Consider the following 9,256-nt stretch of genomic DNA (forward strand, 5'->3'; position numbering starts at 1 on the left):
CCCAAAATACGCTATAGCCAAAAAGAGGAACATGACCATGCCTGAGGTTCACGCGGTTAAAGATCAAGACACCGTTAAGCTTATTAGCTACCTACTGGAAAGACAGTTTAGCCAGCAACTGGCCGATGTGTGGAATATCGGCCTTAATCTCGCCCTTAGGATCTCTGACTTACTCTCGATTAAGTTCAGTGATATCCACGGCGATAGACTCATCATTAAGGAGTCCAAAACCGGCAAAATCGCCAATATCAAACTCAACCAAAAGACGCTGGAACGGATACAACGAATTGCACGCGAGCATCCTAACCATATCTACCTGTTTCAGTCCTATCGTAATCAAAGGGCTAAAAACATCAAACCCGCGCCTTTGTCACGCCGCTATATCTGCCGAGCACTGGCGATGATTGGTGAAGAACTCAAAATCGCCTTAGGCACCCACTCGATGCGCAAAACCCGTGGCTATCTGCTGTATCAACAAACCAAAGACATTGGCCGAGTAATGAAGATGCTCAGGCATAGCGCCGAAGAAACCACCCTGCGGTATATCGGTATTGAGCAAGACGATATCGATAAGGACTTTGTCGAACTGGAAATCTAACCTGCGCTTATCACTTACTGAATAGCGTCTCCCCTTTAATCCCCCCACACAGCCAATAGACCATCAACGCGAACAACCTACAGCTAGCTTAAGTCAGCATGGCGTAATGGAGGGGCACAATGATGCCCCCTGGCTAAGGAAACATTTATGCAAGCATTACAACCTGGCGATCACCTCGTCACCAATATCGATCCGCTTGGCTTAACCGAACACCATGGCCTGTATGTCGGCCGTGGCAATGTGATTCACTTATCTAAACAGGGCATCATCGAAGAAATCGATCTGCAGCAATTTGCGGGTGGCGATAAGATCAGAGTGAAAAAGTCCAGCTTGTTTCCCCATCAAGCTATTGAGCTAGCGCGCAGTCAACTGGGTCACAGCCCATACGGCGTTGCTACGAACAATTGTGAGCAGTTCGTCAACGAATGCTTAGAAGGGAGCAGTACCTCTAATCAAGTCAGTAATCTCACTCACCTTGCCCTGCAAGGCTCAGCCAGAGCAGGCTTACTGGGGAGCACTGCTTCAAAGCTGGCAGCGGGAACTGTCGCAAACGTCGTGTTAGCCTCTACCGCCGCTAAGATGACCGGTGAATACCTAGGATTACCCGATAACGTCAACACGCTGCTAGGGACACCTGGGGACCTTGTCGCTAAACCTGCAGAATGCTTACTAAAAGGCACCACCCAAACTCTAGGAGAAACTTATACTTGCTTAAGCCAAGGAGAGATTACCGACGCAGGGATAAAACTCGTCACCGGCAGTTTAGAAACCGGCTTAAACACCATACTGACTACTGCAGAAGTAGGCATCAATGGCGTAAAAGCGGGTGCTGAGCTGATAGCCGATGCATGGCATTGGTTAAGGTCATGATGATTCTGCGACGGTATTGAGTGCTAAGTCACTCATTAGCCAAATCTATAAACGAAGCGGCACCGCTCGCCGCTATCGTTTCACCCCTCTTGCTTTTATGCTAAAGATTGGCGCGATACCAGCACAAAATTTATGCCCAGTTCAGTGATACAAACTATCCTGCTAACGTCATTGATCTCATGGCGTTGCTCGAGCAGACGAGTAAACCGTGTAATCATTATTTTTTTGTACCACGTTATGCTAAGGTATTACCTAGTAGTACTAAGCATTACCTATGGAGTAACAGATGAGCACAATCAAACCCGTGTCGGTTAAATTAGATGCCGATATTAAAGCCAGAGTCGAGCATTTAGCCGAAACGCGTAAACGTTCATCACACTGGATGATGCGTGAAGCGATCCGTGAATACGTTGAGAGAGAAGAGAAGCGCGAGGCGCTGCAGCAAGAAGCGTTACGCGCATGGGAAGAGCACCAGACATCAGGCTTGCATGTCACCGGTGACGAAGTGGTGAGTTGGCTGGAGTCCTGGGGAAGTGAAAATGAAAAGGCTGCCCCTACATGCCACAAATAATCTTCACCGCCACTGCATTACGTGATTTAGAGCGCTTACGTGAGTTTCTTCGCACTAAAAATCCCCCCGCCGCACAACGCGCTGCCAGCGCCATAATCAATACCATTAGAAAACTGGAAAGCTATCCAGACATTGGCCGGCCTATCGATGACAATGACTTTAGCTTTAGGGAACTGCTGATTGACTTTGGTGACACGGGTTATTTGGCAATGTACCAGTATAATGGCGGCGAGCGATTGACAGTGTTGTGTATCCGCCACCAAAAAGAAGCCGGTTACTGATATGGCTGAATCAGCGACGGATTGCCCCAATGGACTATGTCATCAAGTCTGCCATTGTGAATATCGCTACCGTTTTACTATGAGCGCAAAAGCAAGGGACCTTAATCCCTTGCCCTTTACTCCCTTTTTTAACTCACCCCACTAGCAACCGCACTTAGCGCTAAGTAAGCCAATCACTCTGTCACCACGCTTAAATACGGCTACAACCGAATGAACGTGTTCTATCGCCATAATGCTTAGTCTCTAGTTTGGCAAAATAGCTCAAGCGGAAGAAAGCACTCGCAAAGGTTTGAGGATAATTGTTGGCATTACGGTTGATATAGTACACCGGCGTATCTTCAGGGAAATGGACTAAATGCCGAGTGCTGTAATCATCTAATCCCAAAGCACTGGCCCAGGCTTCAACAATCTTAGTACTCAGGTTTTGTCCACTTCGATTGTAGTTACCGAGATGGCTATAGGCATCGTTATTGAGGAAGATAGAGATATGGTAATGGTCTGTATCTACACATGCTCGCTCCCTTGCCCAAATATAACGCAGAGTACAAGGATGCACCCGCTTACCCTCACGGCCCTTGATAAGCCTATCATGCTGGATTTTAGCGTTCAGAGATTTAAAGAATTTGCTGATCACCGTTGAATCATAAACTATAGGTGAGTCACGAAAATTGAGCTGTGGTAGATGCAAATCAAACCGGACCATAAAGGTACGAGGGTGCTCATTCAGAGCTGCCTGTAAGGTCTGTAGAATTGCGTTTAAGTATTCAGCGCTTAGTGGCCTAGGATTAACATTGAGACCTTGGTATTGACCATTGCTGATGACGGTAAGGTTAGTGTTAGAGGTGTGACGTGAGTACATATTGATATCCCATATTGGTTAAGTTACATAACGTATGGGGTTTGTGTAATTTATAACTCAAAAGCCCAAAAGGGCTGATATCAATTGCAAAAGTTAGCTCGCCTATGATGGCAGCTTACTCTGTATGTTCAAGGGTTGATAGCGTTAGAGATACTGATGAAGGAATACTACTGAGTGGTAGATGTAGCTATAGGCTAACAGTATTAACAAACAGACAATCGCAATAACTGAAATCCCCGTCAATCATTGAGCAGTAGATCGGGCGTTCAGGGGCGATGGGATCTCATGTCACTAGATAGTTAAACCATTTAACTATTTACATTTACACCAGTTCCACCACGGTTCTGGCGATATACTTTTACTTTTTTGACTGATGTTTGGGCTCCCAAACCTACAAATTTGAAGGGGAAAATCGAAAAATGTAGTGAACCAAGAGAATTCTTCAACTCCTCATGTTTAGACAATTCTCTGATACAATACCTCGCTAGTTCAATGCTAAAATGATACATAATTTCATAAAATACCTCCTTGCACTGATATGGAATTAATGCCATAAAACCATCATTAGAAATGAATTTTTTAAGTGTCAACTTCTCCTTATCGGAAGCATCTACCACCGCATCAAAATCCCTAATAATCATGTTTTTTAGCTCTACATAAGCGGGGGGAGCCTGTTCAGACTGTAAGTCACACCAATGATTTGACAATAAAAAAGATGCGTAATAATTCAGCTGTCCTTGCATTACATTCAAAACTGATAACCTTGACATATCCGCATTTTGAAAATACACACAGCCTTGATAAGCGGGTTGATGACCCACAAAACCAGCAAACTTATAAAACTTATTAGGTACTTTTTCTTCAGGAATGTTGCCATCTTTGAGATATTTTAGGAATTGTTGATTCTTAAGACGCTTCAACAACCATTCTTGACACTGATTAGCAAGATCTCGCAATGAGACCACATTGATCTCTTGTAAAAAACGTAATTGATAGCCTTGTGCAAGCTCTTCTAAAATTGTGTGTTTTGCAGAAAATAGTGAAAAGTCTAAAAAATACACACTATTGGCGTGAGTGAATAAGTACCTCGATGATGTTCCTGGAATGATTGCTTGTATGTAACCTAAGTCCTTCAGTTTCTGAAGTTGATTTCGAAATTGATCTCGGCTAATCCCAGCAAGATTAGTAATCGTTTTGACATCCAAATTACGCACAACTCCTGTTGGGTCCGCATGCAATAACAACACACAAAGCAACAATCGATTATTTAACTTCAAATTCGTATGCGAGACGTATTTTTGGTCAAGCGTTAATAGTTCATTGACTAACGGTTGATACTGGCTCGATGTACCCATCAACCTTAATAAGTCCTGTAGTTGCCGAGAAACAATATATTGATATGTTGGCCGACCTCTTTTGGGCAGCGTACTTGACCGCTCCTTTTCGAAAAAACCACGCTCAACAAGGTAAGTTAAAGCCTCTGATACAACCGTTTTAGAAACACTAAATTGTTTTGCAATCTCTGCAACAGTTCGTGAAATGGGGTTAGAGTAACCAAAATGCCGATTCCAGAGCAAAATAAAAAAGACTACATTTGCCCTACTTCCTTTCAGTGCATGCATTATCCGTATCATTAAAATACCTACTAAATAAAATCATTTATATCCTCTAAACACCTACTGGTAAAACAGTACCGGTAACACTAGTAATTTACTAGTAATTTTTAAAAAATTGAAATTTTTATTTAAAAATGCTAAAAAAAGGATTAGAAAATTTAATGAAAAACCTGCAAGTGAACCGTAGAGATGATTATGGATAATGAAAAATATATAAGTAACTCATATGGTACGAGGCAGTTAACTTTTCTCCTTGAAAATAATAGGGCTCAATTGGATTGGGCCTATAAGTACCTGAAGAAAAAAAATCCTTACATCATTCAACAGACGACGATGAAGGACTTAAAAAAAATTTTTATTGATAGCTGTAATAACAGGAAACTCGATAAGAAAACATTCGAGATGATGGCCTCTAACATGGAGAAAGCTTGGAAGGCTGACGTGAAAAGACATACAAGTGATAAAACTATGCTCAACGTCAGCATTTCGAAAGAGCACAAGTCTAAGTTTGAAGGTATGGCACTACAGAAGAAATGCAATCTCATCCAAATGCTTGAGTCGCTTATTGATGATAACTACAAGAATTTTTTACGTTTAAAGGAGCAAGAACTCATAGCTAAAAATGCGGAAAGGACGAAAAAAGCAGAAATAAAGTTCAACCAGTCGTTTACAGATAAGAAGCTTAGTGGTGAACTTCATCTACAGAAAAACTATAATAACCGTTTAAAAAAACAGGTAACTGCGCTAAAGAGTGAACTTCAAGCCGTAAAAGACAATTCATCAATTCTATTTACTATCATTGAAAAAGCTGTAAAAAACCGCTCAAAGCTCACTGCTGAGCATCTGATGCAAGCAACTAGAGCCCATACTTTAATCGACATTGTGCAACTTCCCTTAGAGGAGCCCATAGAGGCTACAGAATCGGATGAAAGTACTGAGCAAAACCAGACTTCAGGTCCCCGCCCTAGAAAACGAGCAAGAGCGGCTAAAACGGCTAGCAAATAGTAAAACAAAGAATCATCTCGTTAAGGCATTAACGAGATGGTGGGCATATCGGTGGGTACCAATGCGAATTACCACTAGATAAAATCAATTAGCCATTGTTAAATAAAGACTTTATTTTAATTTTAAATATTCAGATCCAAAACTACTATCAGTTGCTAACTTAACTGGACACAAGCCCTATAGATTTTGAATATATTAGAGACTAGTGGTCTGTCTTCGCTTGCCCAAACTATGCATTAGTAAGATTTCGCCACCAGCATTGCTGGTGGACTTTTGGGTAGTAAAGGCTATCGGAAATTGAGTGTTTTAAAGGTCCCCGTACCCAGTGCCGTACCCAGATAGATTTTCTGATGATTTAAACTGTAAGAAAACCTTATTTAATACGCTCTAGCAGTACACCTGTTTCCATGTGATCGGTGTATGGGAACTGATCAAATAGGGCAAATCGTGTGACTCTATGGGTTTTGTACAGTTGCTCCAGATTGTCTTTTAAGGTGTCAGGATTACAGGAAATATATAAAATCCGCTCGTAACCTTGAACTAACGCCAAGGTATCAGGATCGATTCCTGCACGTGGTGGGTCGACAAAAATGGTGTTACAGATATAGCTATCAAGATCGATCCCTTCTAGACGTCTAAAGCTGCGTTTTTTTGCCATGGCATCGCTAAAATCTTCAGCCGACATACGGATAATCTGCAGATTTTTAATGGCATTAGCTTCAATGTTGTATTGCGCTGCATCTACCGAGGGTTTCGCGAGTTCAGTCGCAAGCACGCGATTAAAGTTTTGGGCTAATGCGATTGAAAAGTTGCCGTTGCCACAGTAAAGCTCTAGTAGGTCGCCTTGACTATTTTGAGTGACATCGATTGCCCACTGCAACATTTTGACCGCCACTTTAGCGTTCGGTTGGGTAAAGCTATTCTCGATTTGCTTATATAAGAATGTCTTATCATTGACTTGTAATGATTCGACTACAAAGTCTTTATCTAAGTCGATTTTTTGCTTACGGGCGCGGCCGATAATATTGACCTTAAATTGACGACTTAACTTAGCTTTTAGCGCGCTGGCTTCTGCGAGCCATTGGTCATCGAGTTGTCTGTGGTAAAGCAGAGAAACTAAGATCTCGCCACTAAGAGTCGATAAGAAATCCACTTGGAACAACTTGTGGCGCAGACTGTGATTTGGCTTTAGCTCAGCAATCAATGCTGACATCATTTGGTTTATCAGCGCACTGGCGGGTAAGTATTCATCACAGCGGACTTTTTCGTTCAGTACTTTATCGAACATGTAATAGTATAAGTCGTCACCTTCATGCCACATGCGAAATTCGGCGCGCATACGATAGTTGGCAGGCTCTGAGGCAAAAACTTCAACACTCGGTGTTTCAAATTGGGCAAAGGCTTGTTCTAGCTTGATACGCTTACTTTCTAACTGCGCATCATAAGTCTGAGGGTCCATTGCTGCTAAATTCATTGTCGATTCACCGTTGCTGTAAATTGGGGCGCAAATATTATACTAGGTGACACGAATGTCCAGTATCTTGCTTTTGCGGTTTGGGCAAAGCTGTGGGAAAATCCATTCGCCTAGTGAGATGCTCTTACCGTTCATCTGAATTTATCGCTGTGATTGAGTACGCGGATTAGATATTCGATCACTAAGCCAAAATTACGCCATCTTTTTGTAGCTTATCCATAGTAACCAAGACTGGAGACTCGTTTGTCGCGACCTATATTAGTGTTTGATTCTGGGATTGGTGGTCTATCTGTACTAGCGGAAATTCGTAAACTGCTGCCCCAAAACGACTACTGTTATCTTTTCGATAATGCAAGATTGCCCTATGGTGAGCTAGAGGAGCAGGTACTGATTTCTGGTTGTGTTGCCTTAATTGGCGAACTAGTAACTCGTATTGATGCTGCTATTGTCGTTGTTGCTTGCAATACCGCAAGTACCGTCGTATTACCCGCATTACGCCAAAAACTCTCAATACCAATAGTGGGCGTTGTTCCCGCTATCAAACCCGCAGCCCTTATTTCAAAAAGTAAACGCATTGGGCTCTTGGCTACACCTGGTACAGTGAGACGCCATTACACCCATAAACTCATCAGCCAGTTCGCCGATGGCTGCCATGTTGAACTTTTTGGTTGTTCAGAGTTAGTCATGATGGCTGAGCAAAAAGCAGCAACAGGTATGCTCAATATGCAAAGACTAGCACACATATTGGCGCCAGTTGTTGCTGCTGATCTTGATGTACTCGTTTTGGGTTGTACGCATTTCCCTATGATCCGCAATGAATTGCAGTTTGTGCTCGGTGCAGGTGTAACCCTGTTAGATTCTGGCGAAGCGATTGCAAAGCGGGTTGTTACACTCTTAACGCAGGAAAGCTATGTGTTGGATAACAACGTAGTGGGAGGTAAAGCGAGCATGCGGGCTTATTATACTAAAGCTGAAATCAGCGAAGGATTATCATCAACATTAGTCGATTGTGGTTTTTCCACGATTGAGCGAATTGCCACAATCAACTAAGCACGACTTACATATTGGGAATTACTCGTCGGTACCAGTACGCTCTGAACCTTCGGAATCCTGTGTTTTTGCTTCTCTTACCTTCAAAGTTCTTTCTTGGAAATTATAGTCGTTCAGTTTAACCATTGCCTTCTGTGCGCCAGACTCTGACATTTCCACAAAACCAAAACCTTTACGCCGACCGGTTTTACGATCTCGCACTAAACGCACTGAATTTACTGGGCCAAACTCACCAAATAATACTTTTACTTCACCTTCATGGACACGATAAGGCAGGTTACCTACATATAACGTCATAGTAGGGCCTACATATTGTTCTTCTGTTACATGGGATGATGAAGTCTCTGGGACAAATTTAAAAACAAGACCTGCAATGATGGCGCCAGCAACAAAAGCAATAGCTGATAATGGCGTTGCAAACTGAGATAGTGCTACGGCGCCAAGGACGGCGACAATCAAGACAATAAGAAATGACTTTTGCATAAGAATGCTCTCTGATGAAATAGAAAATGATAAATAACTGTTAACAGCAAGGCATATGGTAATGAATTATTTACTTTTACACTAGAGTGCTGCCGAAAAATTGAGCGTGATTTATCATTTATTAGATAAATAGCGATTTTAAAATCTTATAAATAAGCATTAATTGTCAAAAATTAAACATGATGCCTAAAATATCAGCGTACAGTTTAGCTAATAATAAAAAGCCCTTGCAGACTTCTTTAATCTCCCTATAATGCGCATCCACTGACACGGCAGACAGCGAAACGCACAGGCTGATGTGTTAGTTCATCGATGAGTTTACTGATTGATGAGCGTAAAGAAAGTTGAAAAAACTACTTGACGCAAAAATGGGAATGCGTAGAATACGCAGCCCTGACCCGCTGAAAACACTGAGTGTGTAAGTGAATGGTCAACGCTCTTTAACAATT

General features: G+C 42.3%; 10 protein-coding genes. 6 read left to right on the forward strand and 4 right to left on the reverse strand.

The window, feature by feature from the left end; all coding sequences use genetic code 11:
- Nucleotides 1–37 precede the first annotated feature (37 nt).
- The 4 genes from L2744_RS18305 (at nt 38) to L2744_RS18320 (ending at nt 2,320) form a co-directional block, all read left to right on the forward strand.
- Nucleotides 38–598 (forward strand): tyrosine-type recombinase/integrase, encoded by a 561-nt coding sequence (locus L2744_RS18305; RefSeq protein WP_198781905.1) that lies wholly within the window; start codon nt 38–40, stop codon nt 596–598.
- Nucleotides 599–745: 147 nt separating this feature from the next.
- A complete protein-coding gene (locus L2744_RS18310; RefSeq protein WP_248993239.1) occupies nt 746–1,468 on the forward strand; it encodes a lecithin retinol acyltransferase family protein in 723 nt (240 codons plus the stop codon).
- Nucleotides 1,469–1,754: 286 nt separating this feature from the next.
- Entirely contained in the window at nt 1,755–2,039 is a 285-nt protein-coding gene (locus L2744_RS18315) for a CopG family ribbon-helix-helix protein (RefSeq protein ID WP_011920070.1), read from the forward strand.
- Nucleotides 2,027–2,320 (forward strand): type II toxin-antitoxin system RelE/ParE family toxin, encoded by a 294-nt coding sequence (locus L2744_RS18320; protein ID WP_248993240.1) that lies wholly within the window; start codon nt 2,027–2,029, stop codon nt 2,318–2,320. Before L2744_RS18315 ends, L2744_RS18320 begins: the two co-directional genes overlap by 13 nt.
- 190 nt (nt 2,321–2,510) lie before the next feature.
- On the opposite strand, the gene L2744_RS18325 is transcribed toward L2744_RS18320, so the two are convergent.
- Together L2744_RS18325 and L2744_RS18330 are read right to left on the reverse strand one after the other, a co-directional pair.
- On the reverse strand, nt 2,511–3,179 hold the full coding sequence (locus tag L2744_RS18325; protein WP_248993241.1) for an inovirus Gp2 family protein: 669 nt from the start codon (nt 3,177–3,179) through the stop codon (nt 2,511–2,513).
- A gap of 308 nt (nt 3,180–3,487) precedes the next feature.
- Nucleotides 3,488–4,801 carry a helix-turn-helix domain-containing protein gene (locus L2744_RS18330; RefSeq protein ID WP_248993242.1) on the reverse strand — a complete coding sequence of 438 codons (1,314 nt, stop codon included), beginning with the start codon at nt 4,799–4,801 and terminating at the stop codon, nt 3,488–3,490.
- Nucleotides 4,802–4,990: 189 nt separating this feature from the next.
- On the opposite strand from L2744_RS18330, the gene L2744_RS18335 reads away from it, so the two are divergent.
- Nucleotides 4,991–5,800: a hypothetical protein gene (locus L2744_RS18335; protein ID WP_248993243.1), complete on the forward strand. Its 810-nt coding sequence runs from the start codon at nt 4,991–4,993 to the stop codon at nt 5,798–5,800.
- A 373-nt stretch (nt 5,801–6,173) separates the two neighbouring features.
- On the opposite strand, the gene trmA is transcribed toward L2744_RS18335, so the two are convergent.
- Nucleotides 6,174–7,274 carry a tRNA (uridine(54)-C5)-methyltransferase TrmA gene (gene trmA, locus L2744_RS18340; protein ID WP_248993244.1) on the reverse strand — a complete coding sequence of 367 codons (1,101 nt, stop codon included), beginning with the start codon at nt 7,272–7,274 and terminating at the stop codon, nt 6,174–6,176.
- Nucleotides 7,275–7,517: 243 nt separating this feature from the next.
- On the opposite strand from trmA, the gene murI reads away from it, so the two are divergent.
- A complete protein-coding gene (gene murI, locus L2744_RS18345; protein ID WP_248993245.1) occupies nt 7,518–8,324 on the forward strand; it encodes a glutamate racemase in 807 nt (268 codons plus the stop codon).
- 21 nt (nt 8,325–8,345) lie between these two features.
- Here murI and L2744_RS18350 read toward each other — a convergent pair whose 3' ends face one another.
- Complete coding sequence (locus L2744_RS18350; protein WP_248993246.1) at nt 8,346–8,807, reverse strand: RNA recognition motif domain-containing protein; 462 nt, start codon at nt 8,805–8,807, stop codon at nt 8,346–8,348.
- Nucleotides 8,808–9,256: the final 449 nt, after the last annotated feature.

It is taken from the genome of Shewanella profunda (genome assembly GCF_023283765.1).
Lineage (GTDB): Bacteria > Pseudomonadota > Gammaproteobacteria > Enterobacterales > Shewanellaceae > Shewanella > Shewanella profunda.

Excerpts from the sequence above, each read along its gene's own strand:
- L2744_RS18335 (WP_248993243.1), top strand. The coding sequence starts at position 4,991 with ATGGATAATGAAAAATATATAAGTAACTCATATGGTACGAGGCAGTTA.
- L2744_RS18310 (WP_248993239.1), top strand. The coding sequence starts at position 746 with ATGCAAGCATTACAACCTGGCGATCACCTCGTCACCAATATCGATCCG.
- L2744_RS18315 (WP_011920070.1), top strand. The coding sequence starts at position 1,755 with ATGAGCACAATCAAACCCGTGTCGGTTAAATTAGATGCCGATATTAAA.
- L2744_RS18325 (WP_248993241.1), bottom strand. The coding sequence starts at position 3,179 with ATGTACTCACGTCACACCTCTAACACTAACCTTACCGTCATCAGCAAT.
- L2744_RS18350 (WP_248993246.1), bottom strand. The coding sequence starts at position 8,807 with ATGCAAAAGTCATTTCTTATTGTCTTGATTGTCGCCGTCCTTGGCGCC.
- L2744_RS18305 (WP_198781905.1), top strand. The coding sequence starts at position 38 with ATGCCTGAGGTTCACGCGGTTAAAGATCAAGACACCGTTAAGCTTATT.
- L2744_RS18320 (WP_248993240.1), top strand. The coding sequence starts at position 2,027 with ATGCCACAAATAATCTTCACCGCCACTGCATTACGTGATTTAGAGCGC.
- L2744_RS18330 (WP_248993242.1), bottom strand. The coding sequence starts at position 4,801 with ATGCATGCACTGAAAGGAAGTAGGGCAAATGTAGTCTTTTTTATTTTG.
- trmA (WP_248993244.1), bottom strand. The coding sequence starts at position 7,274 with ATGAATTTAGCAGCAATGGACCCTCAGACTTATGATGCGCAGTTAGAA.